The organism is Sphingobacterium olei (assembly GCF_005048855.1).
In the GTDB taxonomy this organism is placed as follows: domain Bacteria; phylum Bacteroidota; class Bacteroidia; order Sphingobacteriales; family Sphingobacteriaceae; genus Sphingobacterium; species Sphingobacterium olei.
On record NZ_SUME01000006.1, the window covers coordinates 21,619 to 47,270 of the forward strand.

Consider the following 25,652-nt stretch of genomic DNA (forward strand, 5'->3'; position numbering starts at 1 on the left):
GAAATTTGTTCTTTAGTAAATATACGTAATTCTTAGTGGTAGGAATGATGATAACACAAGCGATTGATAACCTTGATCAATTAACAGCCCATAATTAATGCTATCGAAACAAAGATAAGGATTAGATTGCATCTATAAGGGGTAGATTGAAACAATCTTAAAATCAATAATTTATTAAGACTGTCTCATTCAAACCTTTCTCGTAAAGCTGATGCGCAGTAATCAGCCCCTTACTCCGTTAAGTTAATGATAACTTAATTTCGAGATAGTATTGTATTAATAAACAATGTTTAATATTGCTTAACATTTCAGCGCGGCAAATGGACAGACCTAGGTCTTGCTGATTATTGGAAAATAGTAATTATTAACACATATGAAATGTTCATGGCTCCGAAAAAAGCAATACACATGAATATTCCATATAACTGCTAAAAGTCAATTAATATACATATGAAATTATTACCGAAAGACGTTTGGAAATTTACCGTGGCTGTACTTGCTTCGTTCGCAGGGCTGCACAGCATCCAGGCGCAGGAAGTCTTAGTGCTGGACAGCCTGCCTGCAACAAATACGGCCAGTTTGGAAAACCTACTACAGGGCCAGGCCGCCGGGTTGCAGGTTAAAAGTTGGACGGGTACAGCGGGGAGCCAGTCGATCATTAATTTGCGTGGTCTACATCTTAACACGACCGATGAGTCGACCATGCCTCTTTTTATGGTAAACGGGGTACCCATCATCGCGAATCCCTCTGCGGTGACCGGTATCAATCCACTGACGTATTACAGCGCCGAACAGATCGAGCGGGTAGAAATCATCAAAGATATCGATCAGTTGGCTGCACTGGGTGTACAGGCGCCGAATGGTGCGATCAACCTCATTATTAAAGAAGGTACATCGGGGCCACTTCACGTGCATGCCCATGCCGCTGCAGGGGTGGATTATGTAGCCGGGTTCGATGCCGGAAAGGATGCCTTTTATAATTACCATTCTGCGTCGCGCGAGGCAGTCTATGCGAAGCAGTCGCTCATTCAGCGGCAGCATATTTCGGTGGATGGCGGTGGCGATTACGGTTCATACCTGTTCGGGATGAACAACTATATGGCTTCTGGCGCGATCAAGGACGCGGGTTTCCAGCGGCAAAATTTGTTCGTGAATGCGAAGTATAAAATTGCCGAGCCGTTTTCCATACAGTTTTACACGAACCTCGCGCTTGCCGATAGGGACGGGCGGTATGCGGGGCAGTACAACCGCGACCTATCCGGTACGGAAGTAGCCGATGAAGGCTTTTTTATGGACGATAATAAAAATGTCGGTCTGCTTTCATCCATGGACCTCGTCTATCGTTTTTCACCTAACTTCCATCTCCGTTCGGTAGCGGGCCTATCCTACGAAACTGCCGGAAGGGACCTGTATATCCCGTCGAATATCTTGGATGGCGAGGTGCTGGCAGGTAGTGAGGCCTTTAAGCGACAGATGCTGAGCGTACATACCAGCCTGAACTACACGCACCGGTTTTCAGAATTACTGAACCTCAAGGTTACCGTAGGGAATCAGATTGTTAATTCGGATTACCGCATAACTGCCGTGGAGGGCATGAAAGGCTTGGAAAGTGGCGGGTCAGACTATGTGAAGGTGGTTACCGGATACAATGCGAACCAGGCCAAGGCCTATTCGGACAGCGAACGGGAGAAGTTGCTTTCGTTCTACGGTACACTCAACTGGGATTATAAACAGAAGTTCTTTTTAAATATGGTCGCCCGTGCGGATGGCAGCTCGTTGTATCAAAATAAGTGGGCGCTTTATCCGGCACTAAGCCTCGTCTACGACCTGCGCGGAGATACGGATCTGCCCGCCCGATTTAAAGTCGGATATGGTAAGACCGGACAACGATCGGGACCGGAACAATATCGCGGGGAGCTCGTAGGCCTAGGAGATTATTACGGGGGCAATAAGCTTGGCATTACGCAGCTGTATGCACCTTTTACCGATGCAAAAAGCGTGGATATTTATCAATTTGATGCAAAGGTTGATGTGGATATACAGTCTTACCTGCGCATGGAACTGGGTTATTTCAATAAGCGGTACCGTGATTTTACCTACATGCGATTTCTACCGAATATACAGGGGTTAGACTATGCCTTTGAAACGGGTGCTGCGCTGCAATTGCATGGACTGGAAATGAATGCGCAGGGGCAGTGGATACGCCGGAAGGCATTTTCTTGGGCCAGCAATTTGAATGTGGCAGCCTACCGAAATAGCGTAACGGAGCTGCCTGCGGATCTGCAGCAAACCAGCTTAACCCACCTTTCTGCTTTGACGACCGGCGATCGGATCAGTTCGCTCGTAGCTTACGAAGGCAGCCAAAGCCGTATCATAGGTAACGGCCAACCGGAGCTGTTTGGTGGTCTTACGAATGATTTACGTGTTGGAAAGGTAGCCCTTGGTTTTACGTTGACCTACAGTTTCGGAGCCGATGCGGTGCTGGAATCATACGAAAGTGCGTATGTGGCAGAGCAGTTACAGGCCGGATTTCCAATGGCTACCGGTGAGACTGCGTTTTATTTTAAAAATGACCTCGGTAAGGAGAGCTTCCGGTATCAGGGCATCGAGCGCATAGAATCGGTGGATTTTGTCCGCTTGGGCAGAGTCGGTGTTGCCTACCACTTTGGCGATGACCTGCAGAAATGGAAAATTAGGGATGCGGCATTGACCCTGACGGGTGAAAACTTATGGACCTTTTCCAGTTATTCAGGACTCAACCCGGAGGAAAATATAACGTGCATCCGTAAAGCCGATCTGGGCTACACGGGCACCGCCTTACCCGCGTCGATCGTTCTGGGCATGAAACTTACTTTTTAATACGCGATATGAGAATCAATTCAATAGGAGGTTGCGGTATCCGGAATACGGACTCCTTCCAGATAAACGACATAAAAAATACGGTCATGAATAAAATAAAGCCTATAACATGGTGTGCGCTCGTAGCCTTGTTACCTTTCATATTCTCCTCCTGTGAGGATTACCTCACCATTGACGAAGTGGAGAATAGAACCATAGCGACTGACTATTACGACTCGCCACAGAAACTCGAGCAGGCCGTAGTCGGCGTCTATGTGGATATGCGACGGGCGCTGCTGCATAACCATGCCTGGTTGATGTACGGCGAAGGCCGTGCCGGTGATCTTACCCTAGAGGTAGATATGATGGATGATGTGGCGGCACAGCGATTAACGAACGGTACCTTACCGTTGAGGCAGCTCACAGACTGGGGCTATTTTTATGATGCCATACAGGATGCGAACCACCTGCTCGAAAAATTAGGACCCGCAAAAGGGGGGCTGTTGAGCAGCTACCAATATAATCTGTACCGTGGCGAAGCACTGGCGCTGAAGTCTATGGCGTACTTCTACCTCACCCGTATCTGGGGAGCGGTGCCTTCTGCGGAGGCAGCGGACCGTGGTACGTTACTGACCCAACAAGAGGTGCTGACACGCTGTGTACAGTGGGCAGCAGAAGCAAAACCTTTATTGCCACGTCTCTTGTTAAACGACGATGGTATTGTCAGTACGGCGCTAACGGAGGTGCGGTTTAATAAGACGGCGGTAAGTTTATTACTGGCGCACGAACAACTGTGGCTGGGTAAAGGCCAGGAAGCGTATGACGGATTGACCGCTGTTTTTGAAGGGCAGGGTACGGACAGCCTTTCCAACTTCGGCTTGTCCCTTGGTAAGGATAGTGACCCTGATATCACGCAGCAACCGTACAACGGCAACCCCATACACATAACCAAGGAAAAACTAGAGGCTATCTATCCCGTAGGGGATACGCGCAGGTCGATGTTTACCATCCCGGCAACGGGAACGACGGCTTCCTTAATTATTGCCAAACAGGACTTGTTAATGATCTACTCGACGAAAGAGATCAACCTGCTAATGGCGGAAGCGGCATGGCGCGCCGGACAGCTGGAGGCTGCCAAATCCTATTTGACGACGGCGGCTGCGGGCGCGACGGAAAACTATGCACTGCTCACTGCGGGCGCGACGGAAAACTATGCACTGCTCACTGCGGGTACGTTTGCCGATGCCCTGCTACGCGAAAGGCAGCGGATACTGATGGGGTCGGGGCAGCGTTTCTTTGACCTGATCCGGTTCGATAAGGTCGGGCAGTTCCTTCCTTCGTATACGGAAGGCGATTTGGCTCAGGGAGCGGCCTATTGGCCCTTGTCGGCGCAAAGTATACAAACGAATGGACTCGCGCAAAATGAATACTGGTCTAACTAAGAGATAACTGAAAGTGATAATTACGAATGTAACATAGATGCAAATGAAGGCAATAGTAAAAGGTATATATTTTCTGTTCTGGATGATGACAATCCCCGTACTCCTCATGGCGCAAGGGGTAAAGTCAGGGAAAGTCGTGGATCAGCAAGGGAACGCCATTGTGGGTGCTACCATCAAGGTGAAAGGTACGACGCGCAGTGCAAAAACGGATGATGCAGGGGTATTTACCCTGATGCTCCAGCAGGGCGACGTCATCGTAACAAGCTCGGTGGGTTTTAAAGCTACGGAACGTGTTTATGCGGCTACCGACAGGCTGCTGATCGAACTGGAGGAAAACCAATCCCGGATCGATGATGTCGTGGTGGTTGGATACGGTTCGCAGACGCGAAAGGAGCTTACGGGAGCGGTCTCGACGCTTAAAATGGAAGAGATTACAGAAAACCAGGTGGCCGAGTCGTTTGAATCGATGATGCAGGGCCGCGTGGCGGGGGTCAATATCCAGCTGAATTCCGGCGAACCGGGTGCCACACCCAATGTGATAATCCGTGGGTTGGCTGCGGTAAGCCGCGACGACGGTTCGGCCATATCGGAGCCCTTATATGTCGTGGATGGCGTGCCGATTATCTCCCGTACGAGTGATGAATTTGCGGTAACCAGCACCAATGTACTGGCGGATCTTAACCCAAGCGACATCGAGGAGGTAACGGTATTGAAGGATGCGTATGCTGCGGCCATATATGGTTCACGGGCGGCCAACGGGGTGATCTTAATTACGACCAAGAAAGGGAAAAGAGGCAAGCCGCAGATCAATATCAACAGCCGTACGGGTATTAATTTTGTACCCCGCTTGCTGGATGTGGCAGGGGGGCAGAAAGAACGGGAACAGGTGGCCCGCCTATATGAGCTTTATGCGCCTTATGGTGTGGCCATGCCGAGCATGTACACCGATGTAACCAATCCATTTTACAACAACTCATCCGATTGGCAGGATTACCTGTACAATACGGCCGTAACGCAGGATTACAATGCCTCGGTACGCGGTGCGGGTGATTTTGGCCAGTATAGCGTAAGTCTAGGCTACCTAGATAGCGAAGGGATTTTATTTAATACAGGCTTTAAACGGTATAGTACGATGACCAATACCACCTTTAACGCGTTAAACAACGCGCTGGTGATCAACAATACCTTAGCGCTCTCGCGTACGGATCAGACTCGTAATCCTGGAAATCTGTCTACTAATTTTTCATCCTTAATGCCTTTGCCCACTAATCCGATGGTGGCCGGTACAGAAGTGTATGGACTGGGTAAGAATGCCAACGTAAACGACCGTATCCGCTTCAGTTCGGACGTGTCTTGGAAGATTGTAAACGACCTGATGTATAAGGTGAGTTTGAGCTTGGAATATACGCGGGCCATGAGAGACGCATTCAGCCAGTCCCGCCGCACCTTATGGGGTACGAATGAGAGTGGTGTAGGGGAGAACCGCAACCTGCTGTTTCAAAATACCCTTAATTATACGCCCCGCTTTGGCGATGGCCACAGCCTAAGCATCTTGGTAGGGCAGAGTGCCGAAAAAATGGAATCAAAAGTGACCAATGTGAGCAGCGTAGCCAGTGCGCCCTTGCTATCCACCAGCGTGAAATGGCCTGGAGAAAATGATATCGGTACGAGCAACTACGGCGCGAATACCTTACTGTCTTATTTCAGCCGCGTGGATTATTCCTTTCAACAGAAATACCTATTGGGTGCTTCTATCCGTACGGACGGATCCTCCAAATTTGGACAGGCTAACCGCTGGGGATTATTCCCTTCGGTATCGGCTGGTTGGAACTTCAACAAAGAAAGCTTATTTGCGGATTGGGAATGGTTGAACAACGGTAAAATACGGGGTAGCTACGGTCTTTCAGGTACTACCTGGGATGAGAATTACCTAGCCCTGGGGCTGATGGATGGTGGTTCACTGGATCGGTATCAATCTCTCTTGGAGATTACATACGGCGGTATTGGGGGTTTTACACCGACCTGGTACAACGGTTTTAAAAATGAAGACCTCACCTGGGTGAAAAGTCAGATGGGCAATATCGGTCTAGATCTGTCGCTCTTTAATAACAAGGTAGAAGTAGTGGTGGACGTGTACGAGAAGTTGACGAAAGGATTGCTGTTAACCACAGCGTTGCCGACAACTTCGGGTTATAATGAGGTATATCGCAATGCAGCTGATGTGCTGAATCGGGGAGTGGAATTTACGCTAAATACCAACCTGAAATCGACTAGGGATTTCAGCTGGAATATGGGACTTAATTTTGCATACAACAAAAACCGTGTGGTCGCCCTTCCCGATGGAAATGCGGATATCATCAAGATCAGTACGTCGGGACAGGATTTTGGATCGATCGTACGCTCCGGTGCACCCTTGAACGGGTTCTTTTTCTACGAATCCCAGGGGATTTACCAAAGTGAACATGAAATTCCGGTCGACGCCAAAACAGGTAGACGCCTAGTCGGCCTGCAGAACAAAAAGTTGGCGGTAGGCGACCGGAATTTTAAAGATCAGAACGATGATTTTATCATCGATGTGGACGACCGCGTATTAGCTGGAGACCCCAACCCAAAATGGACGGGCGGATGGACAAACGACTTTTATTATAAGGGCTTTTCTGTTAATCTGGTATCGACGTTTGTCATTGGTCGCGACATCGTCAATACCGAACTTCTGGATAGGTTACGGTTTGGTAAGGACTTCGCCGGTACGTCTTCGATGCCCGATTTTGACCGCTATTCCATCTGGGAAAAAAGCGGTGACCAGGCCCGTTATCCAACACTAAATCCGTGGAACGACGCTTCGCAGATCGTGAATTATGATTCGGAATATGTGGAAGATGGATCGTATTTCAAGATCAAGTCGGCCACCTTGGCGTATACCGTACCGAAACTGCTGCTCAAGCGGATTCCGTTCGACCGGGTACGCGTGTACTGCACGGTAGATAATCTGGTGACTTTCCAAAACTACAGTGGTCCGGACGCAGAGCTGGTTACACCCGATGGGTTTGATAATTCGGGTGGCTACCCGATGCGGCGGATGGTGTTATTCGGCCTTTCCCTGGGACTTTAAAAAATTGATGGTTTATGTATACAAATAGCAATACAGGTATGAAAAACAATATTCTCTTAGCGGCGCTAGCTGTTCTGATCCTGACGCTTTCGAGCTGCAAGGATTGGCTAGACGAACTTCCAATTAATACGGTTACCGAAGATCAGGCCTGGCAAAATGCCAGCGATGCGGAAGGGGCGGTTGCGGCAGCATTCTCTATCTTCCGACGTGGTTTGTCTGGTCTCACCAAAGATGATACCCCATCCACCACACGCGCCGGGTCTTGGGGCGACTATTATTTCTGGGGCGATGCCCGTTCGGGCGATTGGATCACGCCGAATAACGATGGCGACTGGCAGGCCGGATTTGAGAATCGCCTGATTGCCCGTACGCAGCTGGAGCCCATGACGAACTGGCGCCTTTTTTACCGTGCCATTGAACAGTGTAACCTGGTGCTGGAACGCGTACCGGAGATCAACGATGGCTTTGCCGAAAATAGAAAGGCGGAACTGCTCGCAGAAACTCGTTTTCTAAGGGCCATGTCGCACTTTTATGCAGCCCGCATATGGGGTGATGTACCGGTTAATCTGCAGGCACGCAACGTAGAGCCACTGGGACGCGAGCCGCTTAACGAGGTGATGAAGATGGTCGCAGACGAGGTTGAAATAGCGCTCCCTGACCTTCCGTGGGAATATGAGGATATGACGCGTAAGCTGTCTATGTCGCGCGGTACTAAGGGTGCGGCACTGGCTTTACAGGCCCATGCCTACATGTGGCTGAACGAATACGAACTGGCTTCTGATAAATTGCAGCTGATCATTGGATCGGAGAAGTTTGACCTGGCCCCGATTTCGGAATTTAGAAACCTCTTTGATAAAGGGGAATCAAACGAGGTGGTATTTCAGCTATATTACGATAATCAGTTTGGTGAGTTTTCAGATTATTACGGTCATATTTTAACCTATTATCTGACAAATCCGTATACCGATCGTTCTAACCTTTCATTGGCGGTGCCGAAGTCAAAAATTCTGGAGATATTCCCGGATTACGCCCGCGATGGATCAGACAAACGGGTAGCCGAGTTTTTCCAAAGCATTGATTTCTCGGGTAGCGCGAGCGAACTGCGTCCGATCTTTGATGATCCCTTACAGAATGGGGAACGCCAGATTATGTTTGCCAAATTTAGAAAGGTCAAAGATCGCTCCTACAACCGGATGGATTCGCCTGTGCCGATCTTTCGGTATGCGGACCTGTTGTTACTCAAAGCGGAAGCAGATGCCCGCTTGAACCGTCTTGGAGACGCTATCACCTATCTCAACCTGGTAAGGGAGCGCGCAGATATTCCGCGCTTTACACGGGAAGATCAGCCCTTGTTGATTGAAGAGATCCTGGCCGAACGCCGACGCGAACTGATTGGCGAATACCACCGCGTATACGACCTGGTAAGGCTGGGGCGTTTGCATGAATTCAATCCCTTCGTCAGCGAACAGGCCGAGAAAGACGGTGCCGGCTTCTTCCCTGTGAGTGACGAGGCTTTTGCCAACAATCCGAATATGGAGCAAACCTATTACTGGCAGTTTAATCAATAACCACTAAAAATAAGGCTATGAAATTATTTCTCTCCCTATGCTGTTGTATCGGTATCCTGTTATCGGGATGCGATGATGCATATTACAATGATGGCGGACTTTTGGACAATCAGATCGGGGTATACGAAGGTACGACGATGAGTTACCTCGAAAGCCAACCGGCGCTATTCGATACCTTAACGACGCTGATTAAACTGAATAATATGGAGGAAGAGGTAAACCGCAAAGGCAGTACCTTTTTCGCGCCGCAGAATTATTCGATATACAATTACCTGTTACTGAAATATCCTGATCCGGAAAATAGACCCAAAACACTGGAAGCGATACCGGCCGGGGATATGGCAGAGATGGCAGGATACATTTCCGATTACATCATTCCGAACGAACAGATCGTACGGTCGGATCTTTCGACGGTGTATTCCTACTCGACGACATTAAGTGATAAAAAGGCGCGCTTTAATCTGGTGCGGGAAGATTACCTGGGTAATATCAACATGGGGGCTGCCTACATGATCTATTCGGTGAACCTAAACCCGCCTGCTACGCCGGAGTTTTACTCGCCTGCGAAGGTTGTGGTTACGGATGTGGCAACCACGACAGGGACGGTGCATGTGCTGATTTCGGATACCCATATTTTTGGATTTAACTAACATAAACAGCAGATAGATCGGACTCCTGATGATGGTCATCATAATCGTTAAAAAATAAATTACAGTCTAATGAAAACTGATATGCGAAAGCTGACAATAAATTTTATCCTTTTTATAATCGGAGCTGCATTACTGCCAATCGGTTGTACGGAGGTGCCTAGCTTGGGAAGTATAGCACCCGATGTTCGCTATAAGAACCGAAAACAGTATGCTATATCGGGTATGGGGCAGAATATCGGCGATTTTCTTTCCTCCAGCTCGACCCTGCCATTGAACTTTGAGATCGTAAACGTATGGGAGACCAATGGTCTTGAGATATCGTCATTCGATGAGGAGATAGCGGTGGTTTCCTATAACGCACCGATTGTCGGTGGCGAATCGGAAGAGGAACTGCGCCTGAAAACGGACACGGTCATGAAGCCGGCGGTATCGCTAAACCTATTTACGGGAAAGCTCGAAATCCTGGAGGGAAATCGTATTCCGGCGGGCGAATACCACTTTGATATCCGCGTATCCAACACGTCGGGTAGCACCTTGTTGCGGGATGCAATTGTTATCGAGTTTAAGGAGTACGAAGTGGCGAGCTGGTCTACTGGAATGACGAAGGCCCCCGAAATTGAGCGTGTGGCGGATGCGCCAAACCAGATTCGCTTTGTGGCGCACTTAGATGGTACACCTTTGCCCGGCGACCGCATTGATTTTACGGCCAATAGGGCTTCGGGCTTTAAGGGTACGTTTGTAAACGATACTCCCGAAGGAGAAATTTGGAAAGTGAATTTTCCGGTGAAATCTGCCGATACCTATTGCTCCTGGCAGATCATAGAAGAAGTGGGGGGTGTGGTGAATACCACTTACGTTACCGAGAATATGAATTTTGTACTGGGCAGACCGGGAAGTTATGTTATCAAGCTTTTTAAATAATCGTTATGAACTATAGATGGATTTTTTGGGCCGTAGCGCTCTATATGATCGCAACGGGCTTTTCGTTTGCGCAGACGGCAAAAACGAAGAAAATATTGGTGATTGGCGTGGATGGTATGATCTACACCGCGCTAGATTATGCAACAACGCCGGGACTGGATAAGCTAATTGCCGATGCTTCCTACAGTAAGGAAGGATATGGCGGGCTGCCCGCTAACTCGACAACGGGCTGGTCGACCTTGTTAACAGGCGTCGGCGTAGATAAACATGGTGTACGCCAAGCGAACTCCTTCGCCGGTAATCACCTGGATCAGTATCCTTCGCTGGTAAAACGTATAAAAAGCCAGCTTCCGGCTATCCGCATCGCATCTATCGTACGCGAGCCGGAAATCAATACGGTATTGAACAGCGATGCTGATTTGAAGTATAGCCAGGGCTCGGATGTACAGGTGTTTGATCAGGCCAAAGAGGTCTTGGGGGGACAGTCCGCAGATGCGGTGTTTGTGCAGTTCAGCAGCCCCAAGGAGGTAGGCTTGCTGCACGGCTATCAGCTCCGAAAAGCGGATTATGTATTGGCCATCCAGCAGGTGGATACCTATATCGCGCAACTGCTAGATGTCATACAAAGCAGGGCAACGTATGCGGACGAGAACTGGGCTATTTTTGTTGTATCGACGCATGGTGGTTCGGAAAGCGGCCTGGCTACAAACAGTACGATGGAGGAACTAAAGGTGCCCGTTATCTTTTCGGGGGCTGATCTGGATAATAAAGAACTGCTGACCACAAACATGGTCGCTAAAGAGAATAGCGATAATTTTCTGACAATAAACAAGGCGCCGACCGGCGACCGAACCTATGGACGGATTCCTATTGCGGGTACCGGTTTACAGGGAATGGATAAGTTTACGATCGAGATGTGGATCAAAGCGGGTGCAAATTCCAGTGACCCATCCATTATGGGCGATAAAGACTGGGACTCGGGTGGCAATCCGGGATTCGTGATCTGCCGGAGTGGCTCGTCATGGAAGATCAACATTGCCAATACGCAACGGTCGCGCTACGATATCGGATCGTCTAAACCCATAGAGGATGGCAAATGGCATCATATAGCCGTGACATTTGATAAAACCAAAGAGTGTATTGTATACCAAGATGGCGAACGTGTGGGCGGAGCAGCGTTGACGTATAAGGAGACCGATCAAATGGCATCGCCATTTAATTACATCTATATGGCACAGGATGGAACGGGTACCTACGGCGGCGGAGCACCGAATTGGGCGGGGTCTTTTAATGAGGTGCGTATATGGACGACAGCTTTGTCGCAGGAGACCATAAAAAATTATATGTACCTGCAGCATATCGAGAAGAGCAACCACCCGCATCTGAACTTTTTAAACCTGTACCTGAAATTGGATGAGGTGAGGGGTGCGGTGTTAACGGATTACAGTGGGAAAAATAACCATGCGGAACTGGTTGGTCCGGCAACGGAGCGCAAGCCGTATTATCCGGTCGGTCTTACCGATGTGGCCGTCAACGTGCTGAGCCATATGGGTATCCGTGTCGATGGTGCATGGAACCTCGACGGAAGTACATTGAAGTCGAATGTGCCCTTCCGTTTATTTAAAGTGAACTGATTACGTAATTTTTTAATCGATTAGGCATATGAACATAAAATATATTTTCAACCTCGCACTGTTCCTTACGGTGCTGTTATGGGGTAGCTCCTGCGAGAAGGAGGTGATGAATGGAACGGTAGGAAATCCCGAACAGCTGCTGGCTGGCCGCATCAGTGGTACCTGGGCCAAGCCGGTACAGATCGTGACACCGCCGGAAGTGCCCGCGGAAGTTTTCGGTGAGATGCGTCTGGTATTTACCATGGATGAATCCGGTAATCCAAAAGCTTTTTTGGGAAAGGACTGTCCGATTGTATTTAGCGCAACCGAAAGTGCCTGGTCCGTATCGGGCACGGAAGAACAGGCCAAAGTCTTGCTGCAAGGAACAACACCGGTGGATGAGTTCGATGTGAAAGTCAATGCAAACAGCATGACGCTGTCTTTTTACATGGGATGGGAAAATACCGAAACGGGAGAAACAGGAAAAGGCGACTTTCGGGTCACATTATCGCGTCAATAATTACTATAAAAATAAATACATGAAACACACATTCAACTTAATCGGACTGATCATCTTATGCCAGCAATTTGCTTTTGCGGCCGAACGTCCTAGTTTCGTCGTGAAACCGTACTTACAGTGGTCTACCCAGACCCAAATGACCGTAAAATGGGAAACTTCTGCAGCAACTAGCGGCTATGTGGAGTATGGTAAGGCGATGTTTGACGTAAAGTCACCAGCGCTTTCGCAAAAAGTGAAGGGTAAGGATAACGTACTCATACAGACTGTAAACTTAGCTGGATTGGAGCCTGAAACGGAATATTTTTACCGTGCAGTGAGCGTGAGCACGGCAGGGGATACCTTACGCAGCCCAATTTATCCATTTAAAACGGCTGTACGTGCAGACTCTCCATTTGCTTTTGCTGTTTTCTCGGATACCCAAGGGGTACCTAACCCTACGGTATGGGGCGAAATTGCGAAGATAGCGGAGAAGGAAAGACCAAATTTTGCGATCCACAGCGGAGATCAGGTCGATAATGGACACGATAGGAGCAACTGGGTAGGGCAATTCTTCCCGCAGGGCCAACAGTTTATGAGTAAATATGCCATGTTCGCCGTACCCGGAAACCATGAAAATGACGCACCGAATTACCATAACTACCTGGGCCATCCGGATGGACTACGTTGCTACAGTTTCGTCTATGGTAATACGGAGTTTTTTATGTTCGACTCCAATCAGGATGTTTCAGTAGGTAGCGAAATCTACAAGAAGCTGGAAGCTGATCTGGCCAAGTCGACCGCCAAATGGAAGATCGTTTCACATCACCATCCTATTTACTCTTCGGATGATGATGATTACGGGAATACGCGTGTGGCCAAATCGACCTTAGGGAGCCCAAAGCTGGCGCATCTGGCACCCCTGTACGAAAAATACAATGTGGATATCGTATTCTATGGCCATGTGCATACCTACGAACGGACTTGGCCGTTGCGCAACAATAAGGTGGACCTGGATAATGGAACAATTTACATGACCTTGGGCGGCGGCGGCGGCGGATTGGAAAGACCATCGTCATGGAGATCGTGGTTTACCAACAAATTATTCCTCGACCACCACTACGGATATGTACGGGTCGTAAATGGCGAGTTACATTTTCAAGGAATTGATGTGCGGGGAAATGTGTTTGACCAATTTGTATTAAAGAAGTAATCTCTTTTTAAGTTAACGCATACCAGCGGCATTTCGTTGGGTAAAGGGCAGCTGTTTTTCAGTTGCCCTTTTTTAATAATTTCTTAACATGGAGGCGATCTTTAGTTAATAAACTTTGTTTAGTATTGTTAAACTTTTTGGCGCATATATCAAATTGAATGAGCAATCGAAAACACTTACAAACCGAGGGTGATATCAACCTGAGCGATGCACGCAAGCGTTGGTCGGAAAAAATCACGGATAAAGAAACGCAATCGGCGTTGGATCGCGATGCGCAGGTGTTTGTGCACCAGGCGCTGTCCTCACCCTGTTTGGACGTACTGGAGCGCAGCGACGGGGTACATGTCCAAAACCTGCAGGGAAAGCATTATCTGGATTTTCATGGAAACAATGTACACCAGCTGGGTTACAACAATAGCTACGTGATTGAGCGGGTAAAAGCGCAACTGGATACTTTGGCTTTTTGTCCACGACGGTTTACCAATCGGCCGGCTATTGCATTGGCAGAGCGGTTGGTTGCTTTAACCGGGCACGCGCTAACGCGGGTTCTTTTTGCGCCGGGTGGAACCTCAGCTATCGGAATGGCCTTGAAGATCGCACGATTCTATACCGGAAAGTATAAGACACTTGCGATGTACGACTCATTCCATGGCGCGTCGATGGATAGTATTGCCCTGGGTGGAGAGTACGTTTTTCAGCAGGGATTGGGCCCGTTGATGTCGGGAAGTGTACATGTGCCTCCGGTAGACTCTTATCGGGGCATGTGGTATGATCGGGCAGCTGCGGATGGGGATATGGCCTACGCCGATTACTTGGAATATGTGATCCAGAAGGAGGGAGATATTGGCGTGCTCGTGGTGGAGACGGTGCGAAGTACAGTCGTACATGTGCACTCTAAAGCATACTGGAAGCGGGTGCGCGAAATCTGCGATACGTACAACGTGCTATTGGTACTCGATGAAATCCCGATCGGGATGGGACGGACCGGAAAAATGTTTGCCTACCAGCACGCAGAGATACAACCGGATATACTGGTATTGGGTAAAGGATTAGGAGCGGGGATCATGCCGTTGGCAGCTGTGATCTGTCGCGAGGAGCTTAATGTAGCTTCGTCGATTTCCTTAGGTCATTTTACACACGAAAAGAGTCCGCTGGGTGCTGCAGCTGCGTTGGCAGCGCTTGATTTCATGGAAGAAAACGACATTTTGGAGCAGGTGAACGTCATGGGCGACTATTTCGGAAGCCGGCTGGAAGAGCTAAAAGCCAACTATGCGATTGTAGGGGATGTAAGGGGTGTGGGGCTGTTGTGGGCTGTGGAACTGGTAAAGGACCGAAAGACGAAGGAAAAAAATAACGCAGCCGCTGAGCTGGTATTATATGCCTGTCTGGAAAGGGGGCTTAGTTTAAAAGTGTCTGACGGGAATGTACTGTCGCTCTATCCGCCCTTGGTCATTTCGAAGGTGGAACTAGATCAGGCCGTGAGCATATTGGATAGCGTATTACTGGCGGTTACAACAGATCAATTATTTTAAAAATGAAGTATCCATTTCAACTATTGATGCAGCGACTGGGTAGTGCTTCGTATTCGATACAGATGATACTGTTGGCGCTGGCTGCATTTGGCTGCTATACCAGCATGTACGCGTATCGAAAAGCGTTTACAGCAGCCTTGTTTACGGAGCTACCGATTTGGGGGGTGGATTATAAGGTGTGGCTCGTGATCGCACAGGTATTTGGCTATATGCTAAGTAAGTTCTATGGGATTAAGTTTGTCTCCGAGCTTGGACAGCAAAGGCGTGGTGCGAAATTGCTCCTGCTTATTGGTGTCGCCTGGCTGGCGCTACTGGGATTCGCATTTATCCCGGCACCGTATAACATCGTGTGTATGTTTATTAATGGTTTGCCCTTAGGGATGATATGGGGTATCGTATTTTCGTATCTGGAGGGTAGGCGTGCCACTGAATTTTTGGCGGCAATCATGAGTGTGAGTCTGGTGTTTGCTTCTGGATTTGTTAAGTCGCTGGCACGTTTCCTGATGGAAGAATTGCACGTAACGGAGCAATGGATGCCATTTGCTACGGGACTGCTGTTTGCGATTCCGCTGCTTGTATTTACGTTGGTGCTGGAGGCCATGCCGCCGCCGGATGCCAAAGACAAACTGCTGCGCAACGAACGGAAAGCCATGACACATGGCGAGCGCATTGCTTTTTTGAAAATGTTTCTGCCGGGGCTAGTTGTCGTTGTATTTGTGTACTTGATATTCAGTGTGCTTCGGGATATACGCGATAATTTTGAAGTTGAGATCTGGGCGGATATTGGCGTAACAGAAACGCTGATCTATGTGCAGACGGATTCGCTTATCGCATTAGTTGTGTTGGCACTTATGGGGCTGTTGATCTGTGTTAAAAATAACATGAAGGCATTCAGCTACATCCATGTGATGCTTTTTACGGGTTGTTTTTTAGCGGGTGTATTCACCTATCTCTTTCGGATACAGGCGGTCAGCGGAACAACGTGGATGGTCATGACGGGACTGGGACTGTATATGGTGTACATACCGTTTAATGCGATTTTTTTCGAGCGCTTTCTGGCGTCTTTTAAGGTGAAGGGTAATATTGGATTCCTGATGTATGTCGCCGATTCTGTGGGATACCTGGGAAGCGTCTGTGTATTGCTGGTGCGCGAACTCGGATTGGTGGAGACCAGCTGGGGTAGCTTTTTTGAGCAGGCCATCCTTCTGGCAGCCGTGCTGGGTTGTATTTCCGTTGTGTTCTCCCTCATTTATTTTAGACGGAAGAAAGTGACGGAGGTGGAGCAGGTAGGCGATATGGAACTCGCGCGATAATAACTGTTCAGAGTAGGAACACAAATGGCCTGTCTATTTAGAAGTAGACAGGCCATTTGTGTGTGCCTATACTGGGGCGTTAGCCCCTGATTAAAAATTATATAAGTTCGCGATGCTTTGCTCCGCATATCCGGCACTGGCGGTCATCCCTTTGCCCCCGATACCGGTACGGATATGGATACGATCGTCAATATTCTTCTCTACGATATGATCTCGATGCTGTGCATAGAATCCTGCCCAGGAAGTGGCGATCTGCCGCTGATCGATGGGCAAGATCCGATTGGCTTCTTCCAGCATCAATTGGTTGATGTGCGCATTGATCGAAAATCCAAGTTCTTCGAGCTGTGTACCCGGTGCATACTCGTGCGAATCTCCGATGATGATGCTTCCGTCGAGCGCCTGTTTGAACAGGATGTGGATACCCCATTTTTTCAGTTCTTCGTAATGCTCGGGTACGCTCAGTTGCTGAAAGGAAGGGCAATAGGCTTCAAAGCTTTCGTACCGCCTGATGGTTAGACCGGTTAAGATGTTTCCGGGCAACTGGATGTGCGGCAAGGGCTGTGTGCGCAACATTTGCAGCTTGCTGATCTGTAAACCGCTGTCTTCGAATAGTTCCCTATAAAGCAGTTTAAATTCGTAGCCGTTGCAGATGACGACTTTTTCGGCTTGGAATTCCTGCTGATTCGTCGTGCTGATGGTGGCACCGCTCGCATGGCTCTCACAGGCTAATACGGTGGTGTCGTAGCGCAGGGTATATTTTGCAAATTTTTGTTTCAGGAACTGATGAAGACGGCGGATCATGGTTTCGGGCTCGACACTGAGCTCTTGCTCGAACACAATAGCTTCCTTCACGTAATCGGATCGTAGGTCCGGGAATTTGGCGCATACCTGCGCTTGATTCCAGACCGCATGGGCGTAGTCTTTGCGGTTATAGTGTGCGGCAAGCTCGTGCATGACCTGCGTTTCTTCGTGATCGGACGCAATGTAGTAACTGCCGTTGTTTCTGACAGAGATGTCGAACTCCCGCTGTATGGATTGATAAATTTCGAGACCCCGGACGCCGTAATCAAACCATTCTCCAGACATCCCGGAGGGTACGACCTGGCCGAAATTACGGGCTGTAGAGCCGACTGGAAAGTTATCTTTCTCGAGCTGAAGAACTTCAAGGCCTCGTAGCAGGGCATGATAGGCGTGAAAGGTGCCCAGGATACCGCCGCCGACTACAATTAAATCGTATTTTTTTGAGTGCATAAGCTATGAGTTTTTTTATTCGAATACCCGTTTCTTATTGTTCTAACAGTGGTAAGACTTCGAGCAGATTGTCCACGATATGGCTGGGATTTGCACGGCTTAATTGCGCGACGGTGTGTGCACCGGTCGTGATGCCGATACTGAATCTGCAGCCGGCATTCTGCCCTTCTGCGATATCGACGGCCGAGTCTCCAATTTTTGCGACGGCCTGACCGGATTCAATACCGAATTGATCCATGGCAAACAGAATCATGTCGGGGTGGGGGCGATTACGAGCCACATCATCCGCGGTGATCAAGGCATCGATATCACGGCCTACTTTCCAATCCAACTGCTGGAGAAGGGTTTCGGCGGTGTGTTTGTTGTAGCCCGTATTCAGCACAATACGGATGTTTTTTTTCTGTAAAGCCTGAAAGAAATCCAGGGCATTATCTTGTGCGGATATAGCCGCTGTTTGGTAGGCCTGGTCAAGTAACTGCAAGAAATCACGGAACATCAGCTCGATGACGGATGGATCAACTTTTTCGGCGGTGCTTGTTAAGATCGACTCAATGGCCTGTTTTTTTTCTTTACCGGCCCCGTGCGCCAATACATCCTCTAGCGATACGGCATAACCATGCCGATTAATTGCCCGGTGTAAGGTTTTGTACACGAGGTTATCCTCATCAACTGTGGTACCGGCCATATCGCATACTACCATCTTAATTTTATCGTTTTTTTCTACTGCTATCATGTTTTAAATGTGTATTCGACTAGCGCTGTTATAAGTGAAAAAATATATGGTGCAAATATAAACATTTGTTTAGTATTTATAAATATTATATATCTCAATACGTGCGAATTCTATGCTGATTGTATGTCAGTGAGCTTGTTGGCGATACGGGTAGATATTATTTAACAATTTGTTTACTTTCGCTAAACGTCAATTGCAGTTTATTTGCGCTGTTTCTACTTACAATTAGCTATTTTTGCCTAACTTACAAATAAAAGGCTATGGAAGATAATACGGTATTTAAAATCAGTGCTAAAATAAAGGAGATCCGAAAAGATAAATCCATTACCATACAGGAACTGGCGGATAAAGCAGGAGTAAGTAAAGGCCTGATTTCGCAGATTGAAAATAACCGTACGGTGCCCTCTCTTTTTGTGCTTATCAATATCGTGAATGCGTTGGATGTCGATCTGAATGAATTTTTCCAAGATTTTAAAACCAACAACGAAGGGGGACCAATCATTGTCCGTAAAAAACAGGATTACGAAAACTTCGAGAAAGAGCATGCGATCGGATTTCAATATCAGCGTATTCTCGCATCAACAATCGATAGTTCTACATTAGATATCGTCTTATTGGAGTTGGCACCTGATGCGACGAGACCCATGGTGGAAACAGAGGCGTTTGAATATAAATATATGGTTTCTGGACAAGTGGAATATATTTTTCCGGATCGTACCGTCGCACTGGAGGCAGGGGATTCGATCTTCTTTGACGGCAGGATTTCGCATACGCCCAAAAATACGGGCACCGTACCTGCCCTCATGCTTATCGTCTATTTTTTCGACGGTAAGGGAAAATAAAAAGGGCCACGCACACATGATTTGATCCACGTGGCAAAGCCCTTGTTAAAATTGTATAGCGCGATTTATCCAACCACTGGTGCAAATTCTTCAACGTCTAATCGAACTTTCGGAAGGGATGCTAGCCAGTCGCCTGCTTCGTCACGATAGCCCAATGATAATAAGACGACGCTTCGTAAGCCTTTCTCCGTGAGACCAAGGATGCGATCGACCTGAGCGGGATCGAAACCCTCCATGGGAGTAGTATCCACTTTTTCGGCTGCTGCAGCTATTAACGCAGTACCTAATGCTATATAGGTCTGCCGCGCTGCCCAAGTGAAGTTATCTTCCGCCGGACGGGCTAGTAAAAAAGATTCCAGTTTGCTTTTGAAATCCGCCAGTTGATCCAATGGCGTAGAGCGTATCGCTGCGGTACGCGCCATATAGTCATCGATCATAGCTTGGTCGATATTTGCATACGCGGCGAAAACCAGGAGATGGGAGGCTTCGGCGATCTGGGTATTGAACGAGCCTTCGCCAAGTTGTTTACGCAGCTCTTTGTTTTCCACAACCAGAACGCGGTAGGGTTGTATGCCCACCGAAGATGCACTCATGTTAGTAGCTTCTAGGATCCGGCGTATTTTGTCGTCTTCGACCCGTCGGTCGCTATACTTTTTCACAGCGTAACGCCATGATAAGGTGTCTTGTAAATTCATATACCAATTAAATATGTTAAACCGATACAAATATCGGTTTATTTGGTGTATATTTGTAACTAAGTGACAAAAAGTAATAGTAACATTGGGGTAACTAGGTGACATTTTATGGAAAATCAACAGGATAAGGTGCCTTGGAAAGGCCATGATTTTAGTGCATGCGGCAAACGCATTGCAGCGGTACACGATACAATGGATGTATTAAATGGTAAGTGGAAGATAGCCATCATTTCTTTACTCGGTTTTGGAACGCGGCGTTACTCGGAGATTCTGAAGGAGGTAGAAGGTATCTCCGGCAAAATGCTGAGCCGCGAGCTCAAGGATATGGAAATGAATCTTCTGGTGAAGCGCACGGTCGTATCGGATCAGCCCATTGCGGTAGCCTATAGTTTGACAGATTATTGTGTAGACCTACTGCCCATTATCCATAGCCTAGCCGAATGGGGGACCAAACACAGGCAGGTGATCGTAAAGCATATTAAAGGGGAGCCTGCGCTGGCAGAAGGTTAAGCAAAATGGATAGAAATAAGAGACGCGATTTCCTCCACGGAAATCGCGTCTCTTACTGTATTAGCTATTTACTTAAGGTGTCGCCTTAAGTGTCTTTAATTTGTCCTGATATTCTGTAATCGTATAGTCAAACACCCGACCGGCAAACTTAGGGTCGTTGACTTCTGATTTGGCTAGCGCGATTGCGTTTTCCAATGCTGAAATAGCTCCCGCTTGATTTCCGGCTTTGATCATTGCTTTAGCTTTCAGGTCATAAACTCCGGAAAATGGATATGTTTCAATGGCTTTGTCTACTAAGGTTGCTGCAAATTCGTACGTTTCCTTCGATAAATTTTCTCGTTCTATCAAGAATGACGCTAATGTACCTTCATATCTATCTTTTTCTGCATTGGTAATTTCTTTTATGTATGCAATGGCCTTTTGCTCCGAAAAATGTTCTAATAATATTTTTAGTTTTTCTATTTTGCTTGTATACGCTAATATTGGCGTTTTCGTCGCAGATTCGTCTATGATGGTAAATGCTTTGTCGTAATCTTTCGCTGCGACAGCTTCATTAACCTGCGTGCTGAAGGTGGCAAAAAGCTGCATGGTCGCTTTTGAACTTTCCTTGGCTTTTTCAAATTGTGCTTTGTACACGGTGATGTCAAATGTATCCGCGATTACAGCGGGAATAATTTCATCCAGTTTGCTCGGATGACCGATCCATACAATCTGGTTGTTTTTAACGACGAACGTCGAAGGGATTCCGTTTTGACCAGCGGCACGCATCCAGGTATTACTCATATACAGCTCATTGTTGTCTGCAATTACATTGTACGTCATGCGGTCTTTACTGCCCTCAACAAATTGGATCACCTTAGGAAGTGAGCTCTCATACGGCTTGTCGCCGGTTTTTTCCCAGATATTGACGCCAATGAACCGAGCTTCGTCCTTGTATTGCGCTGCTAATTCGGATAAATGCGGCATAGCGGCTACACAGGGACCACACCAGGTCGCCCAAAATTCGATAACATAGACCATGTCTTTCTGTGTCAGATCAAAAGGAGTACCTTGGATCCATTTTGCATATTGCAGTTTAGGCGCGGTATCGCCTATGCCTAAGGTGACAGGGATTTCTTGCGATTTGACAGGAGACCATATCATGAACCCCAGTATAATAAATAATATTTTTTTCATGTTTCTTATCTAACTGACTAATAGTTGAATATCTCTTTTAGTTTCGCATCGAGATCGGCGTCTGAACCCGCACCGCCTGCATAGCGACCTACGATTACACCGTGTGGATCAATTAATACCTTGGTTGGTAGCGTGTGCACGCCGTAATATTCAGATTTATCTTCCGATCGATCGAATCCACCATTCGGATCCATTTTCATCCCGCGTAACACGTGTTTCCAAACACCTATTTGGTCTTGATCGACCGCTTTTTTCCAAGCTTCGTGGTTGCGGTCGTCATCTGATATTCCAATAATTTCAAAACCTTTCTTTTTGTATTTGTTATAAAGCTTTAACAGATGTGGATTTCCTTTGCGACAAGGCACGCACCAACTTGCCCAAAAATCCAGTAATACATAGTTACCCCTGTAATCTGTAAGCTGCAACGGTTTGCCATTGATATCTGTACCTGTAAAATTCTTTGCCGGACTGCCGGGTGAGCCAGCTTTTAATTTTGCGATTTCTTCTCCGATTTCTTTCCCCATCTTCGAGTTTTTGATCGTCGGCCCTACCTGCGAATAGATATTTTGTAATTCGGAGAGACTAAGACTGCTGACGTAATACCTAAGCTGTCCTACGGAGATGTACGAATTGGGGTTCTGTCTGATGTAATTAAGTTGCTTTTCCTTTATGTTTTTTTGATAAGGAGCCATCCGTTCTTTCAGCGGTTCGAATTCGGCAAGTTTAGCCTCCAATACAGTCTCGGATGCCCCTTCTTTTTTTAGTCGGGCATAGGCCGCGCTCAGTTGTGAATACTCCTCATTTAGGGGTTTAAAGGCATCAAGCTCCTGTTTAATTAGGTTGTTGAATAAGATATACTCGTCGTTGGTTTTCGAACCTGATACAGTGATCTCCTGTGGCATGGTGGTATTGCCGCTTAAAGACACTACGCCCGGCTCTACATAACATATTAAATATTGCTCATAGGAATTCGGTGCGGCATCGTGACCATTACCAAAGTATGCCATCATCTGTGTCGGCGAACTGACTTTGCCAATATAGCTAAATACTCCGTCGAATATCGGTACACTGTCGGATACGGATTGGCCGTCCGCGTTCTCATAGCGCGTATAAAAGTGGGTAGCTTTATTCGAATTTTCAACTGCTCCTTTGATCACGAAGGTTCCTGTTTCCAACTCTGGCTTTCCTAGAAGCTCGTGGAGTTTCTCCTCAAGCTTCGCACCTTTTAAGTTTTTCGCAACGATAACCCCGTTCGGGTCGATTAAAAGATTAGAAGGTATGGACTTGATATCGTATAGTACACCCACTTCATTTTTCCAACCTTTGAGATCCGATAGCTGAGTCCAGTGCAGGTTGTCGTCGTGTATTGCTTGGATCCATCGGTTGCGCTGTCCAGGGTTGTCAAATGAAATACCCAGCACGGTAAAATTTTTATTTTTATACTGCTCAAATGCTGCCACGACATTCGGATTCTCTACACGGCAGGGTACGCACCAGCTTGCCCAAAAATCAATGAGTACATACTTACCTTTAAAATCGTTGATCGAAACAATGTTTCCGGCAGTATCTGCTTGGGAAAATGGTAATGCTGTACGACCAATACCGGTTAGTTTATCGGTTTTGATGCTGTATTCTATTGCTCTTATCGGAACACTATTTTTCGCCTTGGGGGTAAGCTGGTCCAGTATTTCTCCCAGCTCGGCCAGATTGTCGCGATCCCGCAACGTAAAAAATAAAGGATAAACTACAGCAGGGCTCGATTTGTGCTTAAGCACAAAGGTCTTGTCAAGTTGTTTTTGGTCATTTCGTTGTTCCGTCATTTTAGCGGATAGCGTTTTCAGCTTTTCCGTGTCGTTGTTTTTTTGTGCTTCAGCGAATTGCGTGTACAGTTCTTCCGTATCGCCGGCCTGTGGTCGGTTTTTGAATAGATTGTAGTACTTTGCTAAGTTCCCCCCAGAAAATTTTGCGTCTTTCAACGATGCCGTTTTACTTGAAACGTGAAGTTTCCCCTGCTCCAGATATATAAATACTGTATTATATTTGTCTTGTTTACCTGCTCGCAGTATATAGAAGTCACCTTCGCCTTCGGGGATATCCAGCTCGAATCGGAATCCGTTGTCATTTTGTTGTGTAGAATCCTTATACCCACCTCGCATACTGGATAGGTAGATCCATTCTGCATTGGAAAGATCTTGTATGTTTCCGGCGACAAAGGTGTTGTTTTTCTGTGCAAAGCTCTGCATCACCACAGTCACGTAAGCGATCAGAATTAAATATTTATTCATATGGAATTGTTTATAGTGCATATATAAATTCTTTACTCTTTCGGATATCCTGGGTTTTGATCGCCTATGCTCGGATTGGTCTGGAATTCAGTAGCCGGAATAGGAAAGATGTATTTTGTTTTGGTGGTGATCGTAGGCCGAAGTGTCTTCACTGTTTCATAAGGTAAGCGCAGTAAGGCAAACCAGTCCACACCGTTTTCGGATACAAAATTTCTGGAAAATTCTAGGTAAATCTGATACAAAACTTGATCTGTCGTGGTGGCATTGTCTACGGCGGAGAAATCGGTGACGCCGGCGTGTCCCATAATGTTTTTAAGAATCGTTTTGGCAGTGTTTAGACTTCCTCCCGAGCGTACAATGGCTTCCGCTTTCAGCAAGTGCACCTCGGTCAAACGGAACACATAGGCATCCTCGTAGTGGGTGCCTTTGTACTTGGTAAGATACTGTGGATCGGTGTTGTATATCAATACCGTCGGATGTGTTGACGGCGTAAGCATCCAGCTTGCTCTAGGATCGTTGGCTAAGAGCGTTTTGAATGCCGGCGATGCAATATATACCGATGATTGGATATATTCGTATGTCGCATTTCTACTGCGTTGCGTAGGATAGGGGGTAATACCTAATATGACCTCTTTGCTCGTGAGCCCTTTGCTTTGGAATAGATCCTTGAGACTGGTCTCTAGGGCATAATTCGGGTTGGCGATAATCTCGTCAGCTAGTGTGATAAGAGCGGTGTAATCTGACTGTTGTCCCCGACTCATCAATACCCTTATTTTTAAAGCCTGTGCAGCAGCCTTATTGACGTAATGTGCGGGATTGTTTTCTTTTGCATGGGTAATGGCATAATCAATATCCTGCAAAATATATGCATAGCTATCTTTTACCGTGCTCCGTGGTTGGTTGTTTCCATTTCCAAAAATCAATGGTTTGTCGCGTAGGAGTACACCATGTATACTGTTTAGGTCAAACCACTCGCCAAAATAGGATAGAAGATGGAAGTGTGCATAGGCTCTAAGAAAACGGGCTTCAGCAAGAATCTCCGTTTTCCGATTTCCCGTAAACTTGCTATCGGCTACTGCTTCCACTCCGGCTATCGTACCATTTGCGGCATTAAGGATGAAATAAGCGTAGCTCCAATCACCTGTAGATGCAGGAGTATAATCATGCGTATCCGTAGTGGTCGCTCCAAAGCCATACGACATCCAGCCTGCCATCATCGCAGGAATGACTTCATTGACGTTAGACCACCGCGTACTTTGTACCGATAGATTTAAGCCGGTATTTGCCAGGCGATAATAGGCACCATTGAGGGCAATTTGTGCACTGTTTTGATCCACAACTACCGTCTCATCGACGACAGCCTGTGAGGGTAACGCATTAAGATCTTTTTCGCAGGAGGAAAAGCTGCCAAAAACAAGCCCCAGAACCAGTGTATATAATAATGTATGTAACTTCATTGTCT

Annotated in this window: 19 protein-coding genes; 13 read left to right on the forward strand and 6 right to left on the reverse strand. The window is 47.2% G+C overall.

The window, feature by feature from the left end; translation table 11 throughout:
* Positions 1–450 precede the first annotated feature (450 nt).
* The 11 genes from FAZ15_RS14805 to FAZ15_RS14855 all read left to right on the forward strand — a co-directional run bounded on the left by FAZ15_RS14805 (position 451) and on the right by FAZ15_RS14855 (position 16,698).
* On the forward strand, positions 451–2,859 hold the full coding sequence (locus FAZ15_RS14805; protein WP_136902110.1) for a TonB-dependent receptor plug domain-containing protein: 2,409 nt from the start codon (positions 451–453) through the stop codon (positions 2,857–2,859).
* An 8-nt stretch (positions 2,860–2,867) separates the two neighbouring features.
* Positions 2,868–4,280, forward strand: coding sequence for a RagB/SusD family nutrient uptake outer membrane protein (locus FAZ15_RS14810; RefSeq protein ID WP_136902111.1), 1,413 nt, complete (start codon positions 2,868–2,870; stop codon positions 4,278–4,280).
* A gap of 43 nt (positions 4,281–4,323) precedes the next feature.
* Positions 4,324–7,392 carry a SusC/RagA family TonB-linked outer membrane protein gene (locus tag FAZ15_RS14815; protein WP_162304964.1) on the forward strand — a complete coding sequence of 1,023 codons (3,069 nt, stop codon included), beginning with the start codon at positions 4,324–4,326 and terminating at the stop codon, positions 7,390–7,392.
* Between the two features lie 38 nt (positions 7,393–7,430).
* The gene (locus FAZ15_RS14820) at positions 7,431–8,960 is read left to right on the forward strand and encodes a RagB/SusD family nutrient uptake outer membrane protein (RefSeq protein ID WP_162304965.1); all 1,530 of its coding nucleotides are present in this window, start codon (positions 7,431–7,433) and stop codon (positions 8,958–8,960) included.
* 17 nt (positions 8,961–8,977) lie between these two features.
* A complete protein-coding gene (locus FAZ15_RS14825; protein WP_136902114.1) occupies positions 8,978–9,610 on the forward strand; it encodes a fasciclin domain-containing protein in 633 nt (210 codons plus the stop codon).
* A 69-nt stretch (positions 9,611–9,679) separates the two neighbouring features.
* Positions 9,680–10,531, forward strand: a complete 852-nt coding sequence (locus FAZ15_RS14830) for a DUF5007 domain-containing protein (RefSeq protein ID WP_136902115.1) — start codon at positions 9,680–9,682, stop codon at positions 10,529–10,531.
* A gap of 5 nt (positions 10,532–10,536) precedes the next feature.
* Positions 10,537–12,165 (forward strand): LamG-like jellyroll fold domain-containing protein, encoded by a 1,629-nt coding sequence (locus FAZ15_RS14835; RefSeq protein WP_136902116.1) that lies wholly within the window; start codon positions 10,537–10,539, stop codon positions 12,163–12,165.
* Positions 12,166–12,193: 28 nt separating this feature from the next.
* Positions 12,194–12,664, forward strand: coding sequence for a hypothetical protein (locus tag FAZ15_RS14840; RefSeq protein ID WP_136902117.1), 471 nt, complete (start codon positions 12,194–12,196; stop codon positions 12,662–12,664).
* A gap of 19 nt (positions 12,665–12,683) precedes the next feature.
* Positions 12,684–13,853: a purple acid phosphatase family protein gene (locus FAZ15_RS14845; RefSeq protein ID WP_136902118.1), complete on the forward strand. Its 1,170-nt coding sequence runs from the start codon at positions 12,684–12,686 to the stop codon at positions 13,851–13,853.
* 158 nt (positions 13,854–14,011) lie between these two features.
* Positions 14,012–15,385: a (R)-1-hydroxy-2-aminoethylphosphonate ammonia-lyase gene (pbfA, locus tag FAZ15_RS14850; protein ID WP_136902119.1), complete on the forward strand. Its 1,374-nt coding sequence runs from the start codon at positions 14,012–14,014 to the stop codon at positions 15,383–15,385.
* Between the two features lie 2 nt (positions 15,386–15,387).
* Entirely contained in the window at positions 15,388–16,698 is a 1,311-nt protein-coding gene (locus tag FAZ15_RS14855) for a DUF5690 family protein (protein ID WP_136902120.1), read from the forward strand.
* Between the two features lie 90 nt (positions 16,699–16,788).
* Here the strand turns inward: FAZ15_RS14855 and FAZ15_RS14860 are convergent, their stop codons facing one another.
* Positions 16,789–17,949, reverse strand: coding sequence for a TIGR03364 family FAD-dependent oxidoreductase (locus tag FAZ15_RS14860; protein WP_136902121.1), 1,161 nt, complete (start codon positions 17,947–17,949; stop codon positions 16,789–16,791).
* Between the two features lie 34 nt (positions 17,950–17,983).
* Complete coding sequence (locus FAZ15_RS14865; protein WP_202912409.1) at positions 17,984–18,682, reverse strand: phosphonatase-like hydrolase; 699 nt, start codon at positions 18,680–18,682, stop codon at positions 17,984–17,986.
* A gap of 260 nt (positions 18,683–18,942) precedes the next feature.
* Here FAZ15_RS14865 and FAZ15_RS14870 point away from each other — a divergent pair, with 260 nt between their 5' ends.
* Positions 18,943–19,524: a helix-turn-helix domain-containing protein gene (locus FAZ15_RS14870; protein ID WP_136820128.1), complete on the forward strand. Its 582-nt coding sequence runs from the start codon at positions 18,943–18,945 to the stop codon at positions 19,522–19,524.
* Between the two features lie 65 nt (positions 19,525–19,589).
* Here the strand turns inward: FAZ15_RS14870 and FAZ15_RS14875 are convergent, their stop codons facing one another.
* The gene (locus FAZ15_RS14875) at positions 19,590–20,219 is read right to left on the reverse strand and encodes an NAD(P)H-dependent oxidoreductase (protein WP_136902122.1); all 630 of its coding nucleotides are present in this window, start codon (positions 20,217–20,219) and stop codon (positions 19,590–19,592) included.
* A gap of 108 nt (positions 20,220–20,327) precedes the next feature.
* On the opposite strand from FAZ15_RS14875, the gene FAZ15_RS14880 reads away from it, so the two are divergent.
* The gene (locus tag FAZ15_RS14880) at positions 20,328–20,729 is read left to right on the forward strand and encodes a winged helix-turn-helix transcriptional regulator (protein WP_136902123.1); all 402 of its coding nucleotides are present in this window, start codon (positions 20,328–20,330) and stop codon (positions 20,727–20,729) included.
* A gap of 72 nt (positions 20,730–20,801) precedes the next feature.
* Here the strand turns inward: FAZ15_RS14880 and FAZ15_RS14885 are convergent, their stop codons facing one another.
* The 3 genes from FAZ15_RS14885 to FAZ15_RS14895 are packed head-to-tail and all read right to left on the reverse strand — an operon-like array spanning position 20,802 to position 25,647.
* Complete coding sequence (locus FAZ15_RS14885; RefSeq protein ID WP_136902124.1) at positions 20,802–21,905, reverse strand: TlpA disulfide reductase family protein; 1,104 nt, start codon at positions 21,903–21,905, stop codon at positions 20,802–20,804.
* 17 nt (positions 21,906–21,922) lie between these two features.
* A complete protein-coding gene (locus tag FAZ15_RS14890; RefSeq protein WP_162304966.1) occupies positions 21,923–24,190 on the reverse strand; it encodes a redoxin domain-containing protein in 2,268 nt (755 codons plus the stop codon).
* Positions 24,191–24,222: 32 nt separating this feature from the next.
* A complete protein-coding gene (locus FAZ15_RS14895) occupies positions 24,223–25,647 on the reverse strand; it encodes a RagB/SusD family nutrient uptake outer membrane protein (protein WP_162304967.1) in 1,425 nt (474 codons plus the stop codon).
* Positions 25,648–25,652: the final 5 nt, after the last annotated feature.